Origin of the sequence: Enterococcus sp. DIV2371, from assembly GCF_050498525.1 — a bacterium.
In the GTDB taxonomy this organism is placed as follows: Bacteria; Bacillota; Bacilli; order Lactobacillales; family Enterococcaceae; genus Enterococcus_B; species Enterococcus_B mangumiae.
The window spans coordinates 3,138,631-3,157,390 of record NZ_JBIPAJ010000001.1; the positions used below are offsets into that span (position 1 = coordinate 3,138,631).

Annotated in this window: 14 protein-coding genes; all 14 read right to left on the reverse strand. The window is 39.8% G+C overall.

Translation table 11 applies throughout. The annotated features are described in order from the left end of the window. Positions 1 to 2 precede the first annotated feature (2 nt). On the reverse strand, positions 3 to 3,386 hold the full coding sequence (gene esaA / locus IGL24_RS14720; RefSeq protein ID WP_207699690.1) for a type VII secretion protein EsaA: 3,384 nt from the start codon (positions 3,384 to 3,386) through the stop codon (positions 3 to 5). 275 nt (positions 3,387 to 3,661) lie between these two features. Next, on the reverse strand, positions 3,662 to 3,955 hold the full coding sequence (locus IGL24_RS14725; RefSeq protein WP_019722716.1) for a WXG100 family type VII secretion target: 294 nt from the start codon (positions 3,953 to 3,955) through the stop codon (positions 3,662 to 3,664). A gap of 131 nt (positions 3,956 to 4,086) precedes the next feature. Then, positions 4,087 to 4,989, reverse strand: coding sequence for an Rgg/GadR/MutR family transcriptional regulator (locus IGL24_RS14730; protein WP_207699689.1), 903 nt, complete (start codon positions 4,987 to 4,989; stop codon positions 4,087 to 4,089). 373 nt (positions 4,990 to 5,362) lie between these two features. Next, a complete protein-coding gene (locus IGL24_RS14735; RefSeq protein ID WP_207699688.1) occupies positions 5,363 to 6,259 on the reverse strand; it encodes a phytoene/squalene synthase family protein in 897 nt (298 codons plus the stop codon). Then, positions 6,246 to 7,736, reverse strand: coding sequence for a phytoene desaturase family protein (locus tag IGL24_RS14740; RefSeq protein ID WP_207115453.1), 1,491 nt, complete (start codon positions 7,734 to 7,736; stop codon positions 6,246 to 6,248). Before IGL24_RS14740 ends, IGL24_RS14735 begins: the two co-directional genes overlap by 14 nt. A 340-nt stretch (positions 7,737 to 8,076) precedes the next feature. Continuing rightward, positions 8,077 to 9,042: a tRNA dihydrouridine synthase gene (locus IGL24_RS14745; RefSeq protein ID WP_429968505.1), complete on the reverse strand. Its 966-nt coding sequence runs from the start codon at positions 9,040 to 9,042 to the stop codon at positions 8,077 to 8,079. 227 nt (positions 9,043 to 9,269) lie between these two features. Then, on the reverse strand, positions 9,270 to 10,040 hold the full coding sequence (locus IGL24_RS14750; RefSeq protein WP_206853064.1) for an ABC transporter permease: 771 nt from the start codon (positions 10,038 to 10,040) through the stop codon (positions 9,270 to 9,272). After that, positions 10,033 to 10,974: an ABC transporter ATP-binding protein gene (locus IGL24_RS14755; protein ID WP_207115454.1), complete on the reverse strand. Its 942-nt coding sequence runs from the start codon at positions 10,972 to 10,974 to the stop codon at positions 10,033 to 10,035. Before IGL24_RS14755 ends, IGL24_RS14750 begins: the two co-directional genes overlap by 8 nt. Positions 10,975 to 11,175: 201 nt before the next feature. Further along, entirely contained in the window at positions 11,176 to 12,825 is a 1,650-nt protein-coding gene (locus IGL24_RS14760; protein WP_207115455.1) for a MutS-related protein, read from the reverse strand. A gap of 93 nt (positions 12,826 to 12,918) precedes the next feature. Further along, entirely contained in the window at positions 12,919 to 13,542 is a 624-nt protein-coding gene (locus tag IGL24_RS14765) for a ThuA domain-containing protein (protein WP_207115456.1), read from the reverse strand. Between the two features lie 35 nt (positions 13,543 to 13,577). Next, entirely contained in the window at positions 13,578 to 15,062 is a 1,485-nt protein-coding gene (gene xylB, locus IGL24_RS14770) for a xylulokinase (RefSeq protein WP_207115457.1), read from the reverse strand. A 92-nt stretch (positions 15,063 to 15,154) separates the two neighbouring features. Beyond that, on the reverse strand, positions 15,155 to 16,204 hold the full coding sequence (locus IGL24_RS14775) for a sugar ABC transporter substrate-binding protein (protein ID WP_206853056.1): 1,050 nt from the start codon (positions 16,202 to 16,204) through the stop codon (positions 15,155 to 15,157). A 25-nt stretch (positions 16,205 to 16,229) separates the two neighbouring features. Beyond that, positions 16,230 to 17,195 carry an ABC transporter permease gene (locus IGL24_RS14780; protein WP_206853054.1) on the reverse strand — a complete coding sequence of 322 codons (966 nt, stop codon included), beginning with the start codon at positions 17,193 to 17,195 and terminating at the stop codon, positions 16,230 to 16,232. 44 nt (positions 17,196 to 17,239) lie between these two features. After that, the gene (locus IGL24_RS14785) at positions 17,240 to 18,748 is read right to left on the reverse strand and encodes a sugar ABC transporter ATP-binding protein (RefSeq protein WP_207115459.1); all 1,509 of its coding nucleotides are present in this window, start codon (positions 18,746 to 18,748) and stop codon (positions 17,240 to 17,242) included. Positions 18,749 to 18,760 lie beyond the last annotated feature (12 nt).

Consider the following 18,760-nt stretch of genomic DNA (forward strand, 5'->3'; position numbering starts at 1 on the left):
GTCTATTCACTTGTTTGCTCTTTCTTTTCTTCCGGCCGGACAATAAAGTTCAGTACGATTCCAAACAAAAGGAAGAGAATCAGGAGTAGGTAACTTCCCCAACCGATGACCCCTTCATTCATCAGTACGGTAAACCCATTTTGAACATTCTGTAGAGGTGACAGACGGTAGAGTACTTCCGTTAACGAACCGTTTTTGATCGCTACGCCCAACAAAGGGGTCAACATGAAGAACAAGCCAAAAATCCCACCACATAGATACAACGTGATCTTTTTGAATTGACGCATGAACCCTAAAAGAACCAATTGTCCACTGGCAAAGACTAAAAACGCATAAATGAACCAAATGAAAGAATGCGCAGCACCTGATACTGTGGTCGTTAAAATACTGTAAATAAGCGATAGCACAAACGTCACGCTTAGTATAGCCACCATATTGGGTATGTTTTTCCATAGACGGTTTGGCGTAACCAATAAATCGGCAGAAGACACGACTCGTTTTTTCATCACGCTAGATAATTGGAAGGATACTAACAGGATCGTAAACCCACCGATCAGCGTCACATAGTATGGAGTCAATGAACTTTGTCTTGTTTGACCAAAACTTCCTTGCCCTAAAATTGGACTGGCAAGAAAATTAAAGACATGTGGATTGTCTGCTCCACCATTCCTTGTATTTGAAAGGACGCCACTAAATGCTTCAGCATATAGTTGATTTTCTGAAATCGTCTGTGCCGATTCATCGAGAGACGAACTTAGATTGCTTAAAATAGTGTTTGCATTGTCCTGTACTTCGACCGTCGACTCTTTAAGTTGTTCGATCGTCGGAGCAATATCAGCTACTTCCGCCGCAGATTGTCCGGTAACTTCAGCTGCTGACTTTGAACTTGCCATCAATCCTTGCATCGTTTCGATTAGATTGGTTGTACGAGCTTCAATCATCGCGTATTCATTTTCTTTAGGATGTGGATTTCCTTCTGTGATGACAGATTCCGCTTCTATTTGTGCCGTTTGTTGCCAACCGGTGTAAACTGTATGGATATGTTGATTCGCAGAAGCAAACCACTGATTTAATTTGTCTGCTTCTTCCACAAACGTTTGTGGTAACGTCATAAGGTGCAACGTACCGTACAAAGTTGGTTTTTGTTCTTCGGACTCTCTCGTCCCTGGGGAACCAATGACCGCTTGTAAAGCAATGAGTTGATTCTCTGTGTCGCCATACAATTGATCTCCTGTTTTTTTATATTCCTGGTACAGCTGTTCACTGATCATCAAAGGCTTATCACTTTCCTGAAGATTGTTGTAAAGCCAGTAGATCGACCGAGAATCAGCTAATTCAATGAGGGATTTCCCTATATTTTCTGGTTGATCGATCATCAGTCGGTATGCGGGTGTCGTTATAGAGTGGTGGGGTGCACCAAATAGCGTGACAATTTGTTGTGCAGTGGTACTCAGCAGTTGAAACAACTCCAATAGTTGTGGCACATCATCGATCAAAGGCTGATCCATCGGAAGATAAACCGAGTATTCATTCGTCTGTTGTACACGTTCATTGATCATCCATGTGTAAAACACCTGATTGTATGAAGTCGTCTGCTGTTCTGGAGTCAATTGCCAGCTCAAAGGAATCTTTATTTCAAAAGCCAATGTCTCTGGCAATGAAGGATTTTCTAAACGATGATCTCCCTCTTCCGTTTCCTCCTCCGGCTCAATCACCCAAGGCTTTAGGATCGTCAAAGAATGGTCTGTATCTATTCGAATCGCTGTTTCATAATTGTAGGGTGCCAACAACTGATTCAAGTCATTTTCCATTTCTGTAAAATCATGTGTTGGATCAAAAGTGACCGCCCCATATTGCTCTTCTGTTTGTATAGAGAGAACCGTTTCTTGATTTAAATCAATTGAAATCTGTTGATAGGCTGTAGGTAAAGAAATGTTTGCTTCATGTTGTGCCCTTGGTTCAAGATAAGCAAAAGAAGCTTCACTCCCGATTGGTTGATCAAAATCATTGGCATAACGTGACACGATCGTTAACTCATCATTAAAAATCGCCGCCTGATCCTGACTGATCACTGCTTGGTTTTGTAATTCAGCTAATAATTGAGCCAAACTATCTGTTGGTATTTGCGGCAAGGCTTGTTCAATCACTGATTGATACGCGCCATCTAGTTTCGGTTCATTCCTTTGATTCGTCATCAACTTGATGATTGCATGTTTGACTTGATCTTCTGTGGCAGTTTCAGGTGTACTTGTCGGATCGTTATAATAGGCATTGGCAATTTGTCCTTTTAATCGTTCTAACTGCTCGACCTGACTTTCCAACTCGGTAATTTGTTGTTGGATCTCTTCAATGCGTGCCTGTTGATTCGTTTGAAAAGCCGTTGCCTGAGTCAAAAAATCCCAATACACGCCCATACTGTTTTGCTCATTTGATGTATAAAAATTGCTAAACTGAGTTAAAATCGCATCATTGAACAAATCATGTTGGTTGGTATAATCAATCGTTGCATTTTCCCATTGAGCGGCTAATTGATTTTTTTGTACATCGACTTGTTGATTGAATTGCTCGATTGCTTCGTTGATTTTTTCATTTGCTTCTTTTGTATAGTCGACAATCGTCTCCTGGACACTTTCTGTCTCTTGATGTGTTTCTTCCAAACTTGTATTAGTGCGATCTAAAAGAGTTTGCACTGAATCTACAAAGGCTTGTTGTTGGGCGTTGAATGTACTATTAGTTTTCTCCAAGATACTCGTTGTATCCAGCACACTAGCATAATTGTCTGGAATATTTTTGAATGGTTGGTAAATCGTATTTTCCAGATTTTGTTGATAGCTGCTGTGCGTGTTGGTCATTTTGTTCACATTTTGTTGTGCCTCAGATAGATTCCCTACAATACTCGAGAAATACATCTGTACGACACGTTGATTGAAGTTTGTTAAAATCTGATTGACCTGTTCTTCGATCATTTGGTTCGTGATTTCATTTTGTCCATCCCGCACTTGATATTCGATGATCGCTTTTTCTGGATTGATGCTTTGTAAAGATAATAGTCTTTCCGAAAAATCTTGGGGAATAATGATTTTTGCATCGAATTGGCCATTCTCTAGTCCTGCTGTTGCAATATTTCGCGTCGTGGTTTCCCAACGATTTGTAGTATCTTTATTGATCAATGTCACAAAATCTGTTCCTAATAAGTACTGCTGGCCTTCAAAATCTGCGCCTCGATCTTCGTTCACTAAGACATATTGCATTTTTGATGTCGGACTAGCATTACTCGTGATGATACTCTTTTCTTCAAATCCAATATAAGCAAAGAAAAGAAGCAAAGATAAACTTGCAAAGATTGCAAGAATAAAAGGTTGCTTTTGCTTCAATCGATTTTTCAAATGGTTATCCTCCTCTGAAAAAGGATTTTTTCAAGAAGTCACTTGTACCTGTATGTACACCGTAAGTCATTCTTTTAAAATAAGCGTCAAAATCCAAAAAGAGCTAGCTGATTTCGGATTTTGACGCTTATTTCTTGAAATTGTGCACTTCTGTCATATCCTTTTTTAGGCTATAGCTGAGATGCTGTTATTGATTGTATTTTATTTCACATAAAATCGGTTGAATAAGAAATCTTAGGTAACTAGTTACAGTTTCCTTCGATTTGTTGCTCAAGTTAAAAGCCAAATGAACCGGCATCTTGACGATCGCGTTCTGCGACAGTGTCAGCATATTTGTTCAACTGTTGGTTGATACTTTCAAGAAGTTCTTCCATTTGTCGCACGTTGCCTTCTAACTGATTGTATTGTTCCAAATAGGCTTGAAACGCTTGCCCTTTCCACTGTTGACTGATTTGTTGGTTCATTGAATTGACTTTGCGGATTGCTTCTTGGATCTGAGATGCTGCCTGTGAATAAACCTGTGCTTGTGACTTCAGTTGTTCGGGTGTGACTGCAATTACTCCTGCCATTGTGTAACCTCCTAAAAAATTTTTTTGACTAGTTTATCATACTTGATTTTTAACTGGTCAAAATATAATACGCCGAATAAGGTTAATCTTCGTCGTATACGCACAATTATTTCCGTATAGGATTAGTTATTTTATAATGACATTTGATGATCTGGCGCTGGCAACTCACTCTTTAGTCCAAAGTCAACGCGATAAATTTGCTCCACAAAGCGTAACAGTTCGTATTTTTTCTGATATTGTTGCTTTGAATCCAAGTAGCAACTGTCCGCTAATGCCTTTTTCACGTGATACTTTCCTTTTTCATTTCCCTTGATGATGTACCAGACGCCTTGCAAAAACAGTTGCAAGTTTCGCTCATAATATAGTTCTTCTTCAAGGAAATATTCTTCCAGTTTTGCCCCATATTTCCAAATCAGACGGCGATCTTGATTTTTAATAAATAGAATGAGGCCATTTGCCAACATACGAAACGTCTCACTTTGTCCACTGCGATTTTCTTCGTAGACCGCCAAACTCAGAAACGATTTTTCTAAGATCAAATCAATAAATTTAGAATGAAACGCATACATACAATTGGTAAATAAAAAAATCTCATAACGTGTCCATGTCTGCGCCTTCATTAAATATTGATAAACTTCTGAAGACAATACGTCGATTTTTTCTTCTTTTAATTGTGCGATCATCAAGCGACAAAGGCTGACCAGATGACGTTCTCTTTGTGTACTAGGTTCTTCTGTTTCATACAACATGATAATACTATGTAATTCCAAACTATCTTTTTTCTCAAAAGCCACTACCGCTTCTTGCATCAATCGATTAACCTCGGATAAATCATTTGGAAAATTAAATAACTGTAGTTCATCGTAGTCTAAATTGAGTTTTTTCAAAAAGTAAGTCAACTTACTGACTGTCGTATCTGCTTTGTTTTGAATAAAGCGTTTATAAACAGAACGACTAGCTTCCTCCCCGCAAAGTTCTGCGATCGTTATTCCTTTTTGCTTTCTAACAAATTCAACGATTTCCCATACTTCCATTTTTTCACTCCTGACCCCTTTCACTGAAACTTGAACTCAAGGATTTTATAGAAAGAGCTTCTATGATCGAAATGTGATAAAGCTAAAAAATAGCTATTTATTTTAATCTTACCATCATTTTCGCACGAATATCACATTTATTTATAATAACTAACGTTTTATCAAGGTAAACATTTCAATACCAACCCTAAATAAATTAGATAACTAAATCTAAATGTTATTTATGCTAGTGATGAAAATGAAATAAACAGTGTATTCGCCGTTTAAAATGTAATGTTACCCGCAAAAAAAAGAATGAGCGCTCGCAACAACAATTTCTGCGATTTCTCATTCTTTTTTTGATTCATCAGATTACTAAGATTAGCATGGCCAATTATAAAGTTGATTGATGTGAATCATCTTTTCGTTTTTCGACATCTTTTTTTGCTTTTCTTAGTAGTTGGACTTTTCTTAACTGACTGACATAGTTCTTACGATCTAACATCAGATAATGATTTTCTCTGATCACTGTTAATTGCTCTTTATAGATCATCGCAGCAGCAGTTAGTGCCAAGCGGCAATTTGGATCGATCAAAGGAAGCATCGCAAAAGAAGCTTCGTATTTTTGTTCTGCTTCACTGGCTACTGCTTCCCACAGATCAATCAGTGATTTAGTAGGTTTACTTGCATGCAACATCGCTTCCGTCACACCATAATCACGCATCATTTCCTTTGGCAAATAAATCCGTCCCATTTGGTTATCTTCACCGATATCCCGTAAAATATTCGTCAACTGCATCGCTTCACCCAGTAGTTTTGCTGGCGATTGGATCTCTTCTGCTTGATCAGATAGTAAAGGTAATAGCATCAAGCCGACACTACCTGCGACATAGTAACAATAGTCTTCTAAGTCGGCAAACGTTTCTGGCTGGGTAAAGACTAGATCTTGCTTTTGACCTTCGATCATGTCATAAAAGGGCGCCAAAGTCATCGGGTACACGGAAAAGACAACTGACAAGGCACGCCAAATGGGTTCGTCAGGAATTTCCCCCAATGCAAAGGCATCTAATTGCTGTTTTAATGCCAACAACTTTTCTTCGCTATGTGCTAAGTCAACGGTATCATCTGCCAAGCGACAGAAGGCATAAATGGCATAGACACTTTTTGCTTTTTTTTCAGGAAGTTGAGAAAACGCTGCATAAAAAGATTTTGAATATTTTTTTATCACTGTTTCACAATATGCAAAATCTTCCGCGTGTTTTTCAAACAATTCCTGATTAGTTTTTGTCATCTTTAACCAACTCCTCTACCGCAAGCTTGGCACTTTGCATAACGATTGGTACACCAGCTCCGGGATGTGTACTGCTGCCGCAAAAATATAGATTTTCAGCAGAAGCAAATTTATTATGAGGGCGATAGTAATTACTTTGTTTTAAAGTTGGCTTCAAGCCAAACGTTGCCCCATTGTACGCATTGAAATGTTGTTCAAAATCTTTTGGTGTGTAATAACTTTCTGACACGATATGCTCTTCAATATCCGTAAAGTCCGTTTTTTCTTTTAACAACGTCAATACTTTATGACGGTATTCTTGGACTTTTGCTTCTGACCAATCTTCATATTTTGAAAGTTCCGGAACTGGAACTAGCACATATAACCCTTCATGGTTTTCTGGTGCCAGTGACTCATCCATGATCGTCGGGCGGTATAAATAAAAGGATGGATCTTCAGGCAACCGACCGTCTTCAAACAAATCATCAATATTTCGTTTGAAGTCATCAGCGAAGTAAATGCTGTGGAGATAATTCCCTGGATATTTTTTATCTAATCCCAAATAAAGTAAGAAACACGAACAAGAGTATTCCATCTTATCGATTTTCTTATCTGTATATTTCCCACGATTCTTTTCATCAGGGATCAACTCTTTCATCGCATAAGGGAAATCTGCGCCACAAACGACCGCATCTGCTTCCACTCGTTCCTGGCCGATTCGAACACCTTTTGCCACTTTATTTTCAATGATCAATTCATCAACGGGTGTATTATAATGGATCGTTCCACCTAATTCTTCTAGTAATTTGGCTAGTGAGGTCGCTAAAGTATACATACCTCCCTTGATAAAATGAACCCCATAGAGGAGTTCGATCATGGGGATGATCGTGTATAACGACGGGCCTTGGTATGGGGAAACACCGATGTATAGGGTTTGGAACGCCAATGATTTTCGCAATCGTTCATCTTTGACAAATTTAGCGATCGATGAATATGCGTCACTAAATGTTCTGAGACGAATCCCTGCCCAAAGTGATTTAGGATTATAAAAATCCCAAAAACCACGAAAGGATTTAGTAATAAATGCCTCTTTGGCTATGTTATAACGCTTGTAGATATCCGCTAGAAACGCATAATAGCCTTGCGCATCTTCTTGCGAAATCGCTTCGAGTGTCTTAGTCAATTCAATGAGATCATTTGAAAACTCGAGTGGTTCTTCTTTATTGAAGTAAAGCTTCAACATCGGATCAACTTTTTCCATCGGAATGTAGTCATCCGGGTTCTTTCCACAAAATTCAAACACTTCGCGATAGATTTCAGGCATCATCACGATCGTCGGGCCGACATCAAACGTGAACCCATCTTTTTTGATTTGGTTCATTTTGCCGCCAGGACCACTTTCTTTTTCGTACAGTGTTACTTCATAGCCTAATTTTTGCAAACGTACAGCTGCACTTAATCCTGCCACTCCTGCACCTGTTACAATGACTTTTTTCATGACATCCACCTACTCAATTCTTGTTCTATAAATTTTTATCATCTGATAAATTTTAGGATATCATTAAATTTGTTATGTCATAAAATAAAACGCTCAAATAACATTAGTTACATTAAATTTTCTTCATTTTTCATCCCTTTCCATTCATTTTTTATCATTTTTCACTCACTATCAGTTTGTCGTGAAATATATAATCTAAACATCGGCTATCTCCTACAAGAGAATAAAGCTTGCTATAAAGCGAATCTTCCACAAAAAAAGCCGTAACATCTAAAAATATCGAAATATTTTCGGATGTTACGGTCTTTTTTGATGTTCATTTTTATCACGACTCAACTGTTTATTCAGTTTTATGTTGAAATTCATCTAATCGTGCCCGAACTTCATCGGTAGATTTCGTGTTCATCAATTGTACACGTAAATCATTTGCCCCTGGAAACCCTTTGACATAGATTTTAAAGAAGCGATGTAATCCAGTGATCGAACGAGGGATTTCTTTTGCATAATGATCTTGCAGATCTAGTTGTAAACGTAATAGATCAATCAGTTCTTCTGCTGAATGTTCTCTTGGCTCTTTTTCAAAGGCAAATGGGTTTTTAAAGATCCCACGACCAATCATGATTCCGTCTACACCATATTTTTCAGCTAATTCGAGCCCAGTTTGGCGGTCAGGAATGTCGCCATTGATCGTCAATTTCGTTTGCGGTGCGATTTTGTCACGCAAGGCTACGACTTCAGGAATCAATTTCCAATGCGCCTCTACTTTACTCATTTCTTTACGTGTTCGCAAATGAACAGAAAGATTCGCAATGTCTTGCTTTAACAAATGGCTGAGCCAATCAATCATCTCTGCTTGCTCCGTATAACCAATACGCGTTTTCACACTTACCGGCAACCCTCCAGCTTTGGCAGCTTCGATCAATTCAGCAGCAACTTCAGGTCTTAAAATCAACCCACTGCCTTTTCCTCGTTCTGCCACATTAGGCACCGGACAGCCCATATTGATGTCGATTCCTTTAAAGCCCATTTCGGCTAGTTGGATACTCATCTCTCTGAAAAATTCCGGTTTATCTCCCCAAATATGTGCTACCATTGGCTGTTCGTCTTCAGTAAACGTCAAACGTCCTTTGACACTTTCTTTGCCATCTGGATGACAAAAGCTATCTGAGTTGGTAAATTCGGTGAAATACACATCCGGCGCGCCGGCTTTTTGGACGACATGCCGAAAAACCACATCTGTCACATCTTCCATTGGTGCTAATACAAAAAAGGGCGTAGGTAATTCAGCCCAAAAATTATCTTTCATTAAGTACACTCCATTTCGCTATATGCAAAGTTCCATCAAAAACATTGTTGCCATTATACTAGGAAAAAGAAAAAGAAGCAAAGAGGTTGTGAAAGGAGCGGTCAGCACTAAGGCATAAGACAGGGAAATTGAAAATGGCTCTTTCATTTTTGATTTTTCTGGCTTATGACCGAAGTGTTGCTCCTTGAACACCGTTTATCCAGGTTGTGAGAGGAGCGGTCAGCTTATTAACTTCTCAACCCTCTACCTTTGTTGATCAAGTACCAACACGTTGAATAAAGCACAACGATGAACAGCACAAGGATTGCAATTGAAACAAAGATCGGTACATCTGTCGTGCCTAAGAAACCATATCGGAAACTTGAGATCATATAAACAATTGGATTCACTTTTGAGATGGCTTGCCAAATCGGTGGCAACATTGAAATCGAATAGAAGACTCCACCAAGGTAAGTCAACGGCTGTAACACAAACGTTGGTACGATGGATACGTCATCATAAGATTGCGCGAAAATCCCATTGATCAAGCCAGCAAGAGAGAATAAGATGGCGGTCATCAATAGCGTCAATACAACGATCGTCCATGAATAGACATGTAATGGAACAAAAAACAGAGAAATCATTGTGACTAAAGCACCGACCAAGACACTTCGGCCTAATCCACCGATCACAAATCCCCAGATGATGACGTGTGTTGGTACGGGCGCAACTAAAATCTCTTCGATGTTCTTTTGGAATTTTTGTGAAAAGAACGAGGAAGAAACATTTGAATAAGAGCTTGTGATGGCTGACATCATGATCAATCCTGGAACGATAAATTCCATGTAAGAAAAGCCACCCATATCCCCGATCCGTCCACCGATCATTTTTCCGAAGATGATAAAATACAAGGACGTAGTGATCACTGGTGGTACTAAGGTTTGTACCCAGATACGCATATAGCGATTGGTTTCTTTGATTGCTAAACTTTTTAATGCAGTAAAATAAAGATTAAACATTTTCTTTCGTTGCCTCCACATGATAGGTTTCTTCCGTAATTTTCAAGAATAGTTCTTCTAAACGATTGGACTTATTACGCATGGATAATACTTTGATTCCTTGCGCACTTAACTGTTCAAAGATCCCATTCACGCCTTGATTACGCTCTACTTCGACCGCAAGCGTGCGTTCATCTTCTAAAACACTCGTATAGCCAACGATCTCTGGCTTTTTGTCATAAGGTGCTAAGTCAAAGATAAACGTTTCGAATTGCAATTTGGACAGCAATGCTTTCATAGAAGTATTCTCAATCAACTCACCCGATTGGATGATCCCGATATTACGGCAAAGCATTTCTGCTTCTTCCAAATAATGGGTCGTCAAAATGATTGTTGTGCCTGCATTGTTCAACTCACGTAGAAATTCCCACATTTCTCTTCTTAATTCAATATCGACACCTGCTGTCGGTTCATCAAGAATCAATAATTTAGGTTCATGCATCAATGCTCGGGCGATCATCAAACGACGTTTCATCCCACCTGAAAGCATCCGCGCACGAACATTTCGTTTCTCCCATAAATTAGACTGTTTGAGGTATTTCTCACTACGTTTCAATGCTTCGTTACGAGAAACACCATAATAACCCGCTTGATTGACAACGATTTGTTGTACTGTTTCAAACGGATTGAAGTTGAACTCTTGGGGAACTAAACCGATTTGTTGTTTCGCTCGTACTAAATCTGTATCCAGATCATAGCCAAATACTTTCACTTTTCCTGAAGTCTTATTCACCAATGAAGTGATGATACCGATCGTTGTCGATTTCCCTGCGCCATTTGGTCCTAGCAGTGCATAAAAGTCACCTTCTTCAACCGTTAGATTGATGCCTCGCAGTGCTTCAACACCTGTCGCATAGATTTTTCTCAAGTCATTTATCTCAAGAGCATTTGTCATTTTTTTTATAACTCTCCTTATTTTGTCTGATTTACTATTTTAGCATGTATTGAGGTTGTGAGAAAGTCGTTCAGCTCCGAGTATCACAGTAAAAAATGAAAAAACCACAAGACATTCCAGAAAAATATATCTGGCATGCTAGTGGTTTTTTCCCTATCAATGATGTCGTTTAGCTGTTTCCTCTTTGTTTCATATTAGTTCTTATTCAACTACCCGCCATTGGCGATGTTGATCAAAAAAGGCGGCTTCTGCTTGTGCCTCGTCAACGATGGCTTTAGGGTATTTCAGCACATCTAATAAAGCAATGGCATTTCTTGTTTTAGCAGGTCCTTGTTTTAATTTAAAGTCAAAGCTGATCCCTTTTTCAGGCGTTACTTGCTCTTCGAAATGGACATTGGCACAATCTTTCTTCAAGATCTCTGTCAATTCGATATCGTGTGTTGCAACAAATGCTAACGATGGGTAATCGCTCAGCCAGTTCACGATTGCTGCCGAAGAAGCAATCCGTTCAATCGTATTTGTGCCTTTCAAAATCTCATCGACAAAGCAATAGCAGCGTTCATTTGTTTCCACTTGTTGCAATAAACGCTTGATCGATTTGATTTCTGAAACAAAGTAACTATCGCCTTCAAATAAGTTATCTTCGATCGCCATTGAGGTCAAGACATGACCGGGTTGGAGCGTGAAAGATTCGGCTAAAGCGGTTTGGATCGTTTGCGCTAAAATGCAGTTGATCGCAATACTTTTAACATACGTCGATTTTCCTGAAGCATTCGAGCCTGTGACCAATGTGTTTTGTTGCCAAGCGATTGGATTGACGACTGCCTCTGAAATCAAAGGATGGTACGTATCCTCTGCGATGACCCCTCCTTCTGAAACCACTGGTTGACAGGAATAAGGCATGTAGGTGCGATAGTTCAACACCGCCGCTGCCACTTCTAACTCGCCTAATAACTGCCATAGATCGATTGCTTCTTTCGTTTTTTTCTCCAATCGACTAATAACAAAATGATACGAAATAAAAGGTAACATGAACATCATGTTCAAGTAGTCAAAAAACAACTCTGCTTCCGAGCCATTTTTTACGCGAAACGAAAAGCCGAACTTAGGGATATCTCTCAAAGGCTGAACATTTTTTTGCAGTTCCGCTTGCAATGGTGTGGCAAACGTAGCGATTTTTTTCGCCGCAGAAATCGTGGAAACAAGATAGCCCATACTGTTAAGTTCTGTTTCGAGCGTTTGTTTTTTTATCAAATAATAGATCGTATTGAACAATACGCTAACGATTGCGACAAAGATCCCGACCATTTGCCCGAGTAAAAATAGCCCTAAACCAATAAGCGGTAATATACCTAAGAAAGCAAACAAACCGATATGACCAATTTTCTTGCTCTTACCATCTGCTAAATATTGTTTGGCAAAATTTCGATCTTTTTTCCCTAGTCGTGCAAATTGATACTGGATCTCTTCTCTCAATTTAGGATTTTCTTGGTAGAAAGTGATTAATTGTTCTAACCGTTGATCGTGTCCAAAATCAAAGTTACGTAGACGTTGGTACAACGCTTCTGAACCTACACTCGAATACGTATGATTGACTGTTTCGAATACTTCAAACATATCCAGATCATACCAAGTCAAATCATCGACTTCGCTATCCCACGTTCGAAACTTTTTTTCTGTCTGCCAAGCTTCTTTTAAGCTTTCCTCCTTATCGAATCGTACTTGATATGGAAGTTTGCCCCACTTGTAACGGACATCGGCTCTTAGTTTTCTTCGTGAATTGATTTCTAACGCAACTAAGACTCCGATAAGTCCGACGATAAGAAGGATGATAAATTCTGTTTGACTCATAACTTCTCTCCAATCTATTGAATACTTCAAGTATAGCATTGATTGGAAACATAAATAGAGTTATAAAAAAACTATCCATCTTTTTCATCACAATCACATTAGCTTTAGACACCAATCGATCCCTTCTAAAAGTAGCTTTTCAGTTGCTTCATGTTGTAACCCTTCTGAAAAATGTGCAGGCGTGATGCAAAAGACGCTACCTTTGCCATATTGATGGCGCCAAGCAGCAATCGATTCGCCGGATTGAGAATAGCTGTGCAGGCGAACTTCTGTCTTCGCTTGATCTACCTCCGTGAAGTAGTGTTCGTCCCAAATCTTGTAAGATAGACCCTTTTGATCCCGATAGACGACTTCTGTTGGTTTAGGATGGTGAATGAATCGCCCACCTAGCATGTCATGAAAAGTGGAATGGATCGGATAGTTAGATAGTCCTGAATGATGTGCGATCAGGCTTCCGCCATTTACCACATACTCGGTGATCAGCTGATCGTATGTTTCATCTAACCAAACCGCCTGATCTGTTTCTGGCGCTAACCGATTTTCCTTTGAAAGAAGGAATATATCTGGTTGCTCTTGTAAGATTTTCCTCAGTTGATCAATTGTCAGATCAGTCATCTCTAGTTCTTGTGGAAACTTCTTAACTATTCCCTGAAAATAATCGACTAATTGATCATGTGGATGATAAAAATCGCCTAATAATGTGACTATTTTTTTCATCGAAAAAGCCCTCCTTTCACTCAATCATGCGTGTGTCACTTTTCATACATATGACAGATTTCCTTTGTACATTCGTATACTTTACGATAACGTGCATATACCTTTTGATACATTTCAACTTGTTGTGAATCGGGTTGTACTGGCGATTGGTAGGAAACAAAAACCGCTGCGCATTCGTTCAAATCGGCAAACCAGCCACAGCCGACTGCTGCTAACATGGCAGCTCCCAAGCCAGGTCCTTGTTCAGTTGTTAAAGTAACGATCGGGCGATTGAAAATATCTGCCTGCATTTGCAGCCATGCTGGATTTTTGGCGCCGCCACCTACCGAGACGATTTTTTCTATTTTTTGTTGGGTCATTTCCTCCATGATTTCTTGTGAATCCTTTAAAGAGAAGGTGATTCCTTCTAGCACGCTGCGGGTAAAGTGTTTCAGTTCGTGTTGCGTATCAATCCCGATAAAGCTTCCTCTGATTTGACTATCACTATAAGGAGTTCGTTCGCCTACGATATAAGGAGTGAACAACAACCCATTACTGCCAGCTTCAACGGTTCCTACCTCTGATAATAACTCATTGAATGATAGATTCGGAGCAAAGCGCTGCTTGAACCAGCTCAAGCTGTCGCCCGCCGCTAAGGTCACGCCCATGGAATAGGCTGCCCCTGAGGCATGTTGGAAGAGATGGAGCTTGCCTTGGTAGTCTCTATCCACATTTTTTTCGTATCGAAGAAATACTCCGCTTGTACCGATTGAACACAAGCCTAGACCTTCTTCTAAAATACCAGCGCCCACAGCACCACAAGCGTTGTCAGCACCGCCTGCGATCACTTTGATTTGTTTGGTAAATCCGTATCTTTCTTTTAGCTCTTCTTTCAATGTGCCGACTACTTCAGTAGATGCCACTAAAGGAGGTAAGATGTCTGCGTTGATTTCAAAGGTTTCGATGATTTCTTCATCCCACTGCTTAGTTTCTTGATTCAACAGTAGCGTTCCAGCCGCATCCGAATAGTCCATATGATACGAGCCGGTCAACCAGAATCGTAAATAATCTTTTGGCAATTGGATCTGTTTGACCTTTTCCAAAACTGTTGGTTCATGTTCTTGGACCCATAGGATTTTAGGGAGCGTAAAGCCTTCTAATGCTTTGTTTTTTGTTTGTTGAAGTAACTTATCTCCTATGGTTTCAGTGATTCTTTGGCATTGCGTGGTCGTTCGCACGTCATTCCATAAAATAGCTGGTCTTAGAACTTGGTCTGCTTCATCCAATAATACTAAGCTGTGCATCTGTCCAGAAAAGCTGATGCCTACTAGTTCATCTTTGAAATCAGTCACTTGTTCGACCAATTCTTTTATCACCTTATCTGTTGCTTTGAGCCAGTCCGCTGGTTGTTGCTCGCTATAACCCATTTGTGGATTACTCATAGGATAAGAAGCAACTGCTTCTCCCACTAGTTGCCCTTTTTGATCAAACACTAAGCCTTTCAATGCACTCGTTCCTAAGTCTAAACCTAATACATACATCGTTTATTTTCCTTTCTAATTTAAACAAGTGAAAGAAACAGTCTGCTCCTTGAAGTCACCGCCTGTTTCTTTCCATTGATCATATACGTATTTTATTCTGTTTCGTCCGTACTTTCTGTTTCGTCCTCTTCGACAGAGTCGGTTTTCACTTTACTTTTTTCTTTTCCATATTCTTCTAAGTCTTCGGCTAACACGTAGTTGACATCGATTGGGATGGTTGCATCAATCGTTTCTCCGTCAATGGCTTTCACTAAATTCTCAATGACTTGATAACCAATTTGGTAGGCATCTTGATCAACGATGGCTGTAATTCGTTCATCCGCCACACCTCTTAACCAAGTATCCGTATAATCAAACCCATAATGAAGAACTTGTCCTGCTTTCCCTTGCGATTCTAACGCACTCATCACCCCTACGTTCGGGCCTTCAGAACCTAAAGAAAAGACAGTGACTAAATCTCTATTCGCTGCAATATAGCCTTCTAATTGTTTTTTCGATTCTGATGGTTGGTCGTTATCTTGAATAGTGGCTAAAAAGTTAAAGTTTTCAGCATCTGGTCCATAGACCTCTGCAAAGCCTTCTTTCAATCCTTTTTCGCGATCGATCATTGTCGGTTGTGCAACGTCCACACAAACAATCGCGATCGAACCACCGGTGATCCCTTTTGCCTTCATTTCTTCTGCTGCACGTAATCCCAATTCTTTTCCAGCTGAAACGTTGTCCGTCCCAACATAAGCTGTCCGATCTTCTGGATTTTCTAAATCGGCATCAAACGTGATGACAGGGATGCCTTTATCCATTGCCTCCTTGATTGGATCGACGAATGCTTTTTTCTCAATCGGTGCAATCGCGATCCCTGCGGCGTTTTTAGCAACCGCTTCTCTGATAAAGCCGATATGCTTTTCTTTCTTACTTGGTTCAGCAGAAGGTGAAGTTTTCGTAACCAATGTATAGCCTAGTTCTGCCGCGGCATCTTCTGCTCCTTTTTTCATCGGGTTCCAATAAGCACCTGTATCTACGATCGGGATGAAGTACAACGTCTTTTCACTGTCAGCATCGGCGGAATCACTTGAACTACACCCTGTGCCAACTAATAATAACGCAACAAACATACTAATGATCCAAAATGATTTTTTAAACATGGTCTTTTCGCTCCTTTGATTGTAATTAAGACTGACGACTTGCTCGACGTTTCAAATAATCAATAATGATTGCTAAAATAATGACTAGTCCGGTGACGGTATCTTGCAAGAATGAATTTACACCCATCAAGGTCAAGCCATTTTTAAATACTTGCAAGGTTAAGATACCTGCAACTGCACCGCCGATCGTACCGATCCCACCGCTAAATGATGTACCGCCCATGATAGCTGCTGCCATCGCGAACAAGTCTAACCCATTCGCGTCTTTGGAAGCGCCACCATTTAAGTTTGAAACGATCAACAGACCAGCGATTGCCGCTAACATTCCTTCAATCATAAACATTTTGATAATATGCTTGTCAGTATCTATCCCAGATAGCCTAGCCGCCTCTTGATTTGAGCCTACAACATAGGTATACCTTCCTAAACGCGTATTTTTCATCACAAAAGCAAATACGACAATGACGATTAGAAAAATCAACGCATTACTTTTGAACATATTTGTACCGATCGGTGTTTTAGCCAATTGATTGAACCAAGCATTTTCTGAGCCGATAAATTGTTCATCTGTGAAAAATCCCAACATCCCTTTGATGACATAGCTTGTTCCTAATGTCAGAATAAATGAAGGCAAATCAAATTTTTTGATCAATAAAGCATTCATGGCTCCTAACAACGCGCCAGTCAGCAAGGCGAGAAGCACAACGAGTGGCGCAGGCATTCCTTGATTTGCCGCATATAAACCGATCATGCCTGCTGCCATCCCGACATACCCGATGGATAGATCAACATAACCGCAAATCAAGATCATCGCATAAGCAACAGTCAAAATCCCTACCGGTGGGATTTGTTGGAAGAAATTTTCAATGTTGAAGGTGCTCAAAAAATCAGCATTCGCAATTGAAAAATAGAGAATCAAGGCAATTAAGACTAAATAGACAGAGTAGTTCATAAAAAGTGACTTGATCGTTAACTTGTTTCGTTTTTCCATAGCTCTCTCCTTTGTTTACATACCATCTAACGGAAGAATCGTTCCTATTCATTAAGTGTGGCGTATGTCATGATCAATTCTTGGGCCTCATCTTTTCTATCCTGATACTCAGCGACGACGACTTCTCCTGTGATCCTACCTTCACGAAAGACTTGGATTCGGTCACATATGCCTAATAATTCAGAAATTTCCGAAGAGACGATCAAAATCGTTTTCCCTTGACGTGCCAAGTCGTTGATGATCGTATAAATTTCTGATTTTGCCCCGACATCGATTCCTTTGGTTGGCTCATCAAAAATATATACTTCATTTGTCGTGTTCAACCACTTTGCTAAAACTACTTTCTGCTGATTTCCACCCGATAGACTAGCAACTGGACGTGCAATGTCGCTGATTTTGATTTTCACGTCTTGAACAAACTGATGTGCCGTTTGACTGAGTGACCCATGTTTTAATATAAACCCACCTAGATTCGTTATCGTGATATTGTCTTGGATCGAGAGTCCTAGGAACAAGCCTTGATGTTTCCGATCTTCCGTCAATAGCCCAATGCCTTGACGAATCGCATCGACAGGTGATTTGATTACTACCGGCTGGTTCGCCAATTTGATTTCACCTGATTTTGCGCGATCTGCACCGAAAATCATCCGCATCGTTTCTGTTCTGCCACTGCCGACTAACCCCGCAAAACCTAACACTTCCCCACGTCTTGCTTGGAAGCTGACATTTTTAACCCGCCCAAAAGAATCAGAAAGGTTGGTAACTTGTAAGTAGGTTTCACCTAATTGGGTCGGTTGTTTCGGATACAGATCCTTGATTTCTCGCCCAACTAATCGCGCGATGATCTCTTCTTCAGACAAGTTTTTCACTTCATCTGTCAAAATATATTCCCCATCACGCATGATCGTGATGCGTTCACCTAATTCAAAGATCTCTTTCATGCGATGGGAGATGTAAATACTCGAAACGCCTTTTTCTTTCAATCTGCGAATAATAATAAATAAAACTTCGACATCTTTTTCAGACAAAGAAGTTGTCGGTTCATCAAAGATGATCACTTTAGCGTTCAAACTAAGCGCTCTGGCAATTTCAATCAATTGCTTATTGGCAGTAGAAAGCGAAGCAACCAATGTCGTAGGCAGAATCGTAGACCCTACTAGATTCAGCCATTGCTGCGTGTCTTCATATAATTTTTTAAAGTCAACAATTCCTAATGTCTTGTTTTTATAAGGCAAACGTCCAATAAAGATATTTTCCGCAACAGACAAATCTTCTGCTAGATTCAATTCTTGATGAACGAACGCAATCCCTAATTCTTGTGCAAGATCAGGTGTCATCTTAGAGATCTCTTTTCCTTCAAATATGATTTTCCCTTCGTCCTTATCGATCAAGCCGGCAAGAATATTCATCAACGTCGATTTACCTGCTCCGTTCTCCCCCATGAAAGCATGGATCTCACCTTTATTTATCTCAAGCTGTGCTTTTTTCAAGACATGTACAGGACCAAAACTTTTTTCAATATCAGACATTGAAAATAACCGTTCTTTTTCCATGGAACCCTCCTC

What these genes read in the sequence shown, in the direction of transcription:
- xylB (WP_207115457.1), bottom strand. Translation starts at nt 15,062, where the DNA reads ATGTATGTATTAGGTTTAGACTTAGGAACGAGTGCATTGAAAGGCTTA.
- IGL24_RS14745 (WP_429968505.1), bottom strand. Translation starts at nt 9,042, where the DNA reads ATGAAAGATAATTTTTGGGCTGAATTACCTACGCCCTTTTTTGTATTA.
- IGL24_RS14735 (WP_207699688.1), bottom strand. Translation starts at nt 6,259, where the DNA reads ATGACAAAAACTAATCAGGAATTGTTTGAAAAACACGCGGAAGATTTT.
- IGL24_RS14780 (WP_206853054.1), bottom strand. Translation starts at nt 17,195, where the DNA reads ATGGAAAAACGAAACAAGTTAACGATCAAGTCACTTTTTATGAACTAC.
- IGL24_RS14740 (WP_207115453.1), bottom strand. Translation starts at nt 7,736, where the DNA reads ATGAAAAAAGTCATTGTAACAGGTGCAGGAGTGGCAGGATTAAGTGCA.
- IGL24_RS14760 (WP_207115455.1), bottom strand. Translation starts at nt 12,825, where the DNA reads ATGAGTCAAACAGAATTTATCATCCTTCTTATCGTCGGACTTATCGGA.
- IGL24_RS14765 (WP_207115456.1), bottom strand. Translation starts at nt 13,542, where the DNA reads ATGAAAAAAATAGTCACATTATTAGGCGATTTTTATCATCCACATGAT.
- IGL24_RS14750 (WP_206853064.1), bottom strand. Translation starts at nt 10,040, where the DNA reads ATGTTTAATCTTTATTTTACTGCATTAAAAAGTTTAGCAATCAAAGAA.
- IGL24_RS14785 (WP_207115459.1), bottom strand. Translation starts at nt 18,748, where the DNA reads ATGGAAAAAGAACGGTTATTTTCAATGTCTGATATTGAAAAAAGTTTT.
- IGL24_RS14730 (WP_207699689.1), bottom strand. Translation starts at nt 4,989, where the DNA reads ATGGAAGTATGGGAAATCGTTGAATTTGTTAGAAAGCAAAAAGGAATA.
- IGL24_RS14755 (WP_207115454.1), bottom strand. Translation starts at nt 10,974, where the DNA reads ATGACAAATGCTCTTGAGATAAATGACTTGAGAAAAATCTATGCGACA.
- IGL24_RS14775 (WP_206853056.1), bottom strand. Translation starts at nt 16,204, where the DNA reads ATGTTTAAAAAATCATTTTGGATCATTAGTATGTTTGTTGCGTTATTA.
- IGL24_RS14725 (WP_019722716.1), bottom strand. Translation starts at nt 3,955, where the DNA reads ATGGCAGGAGTAATTGCAGTCACACCCGAACAACTGAAGTCACAAGCA.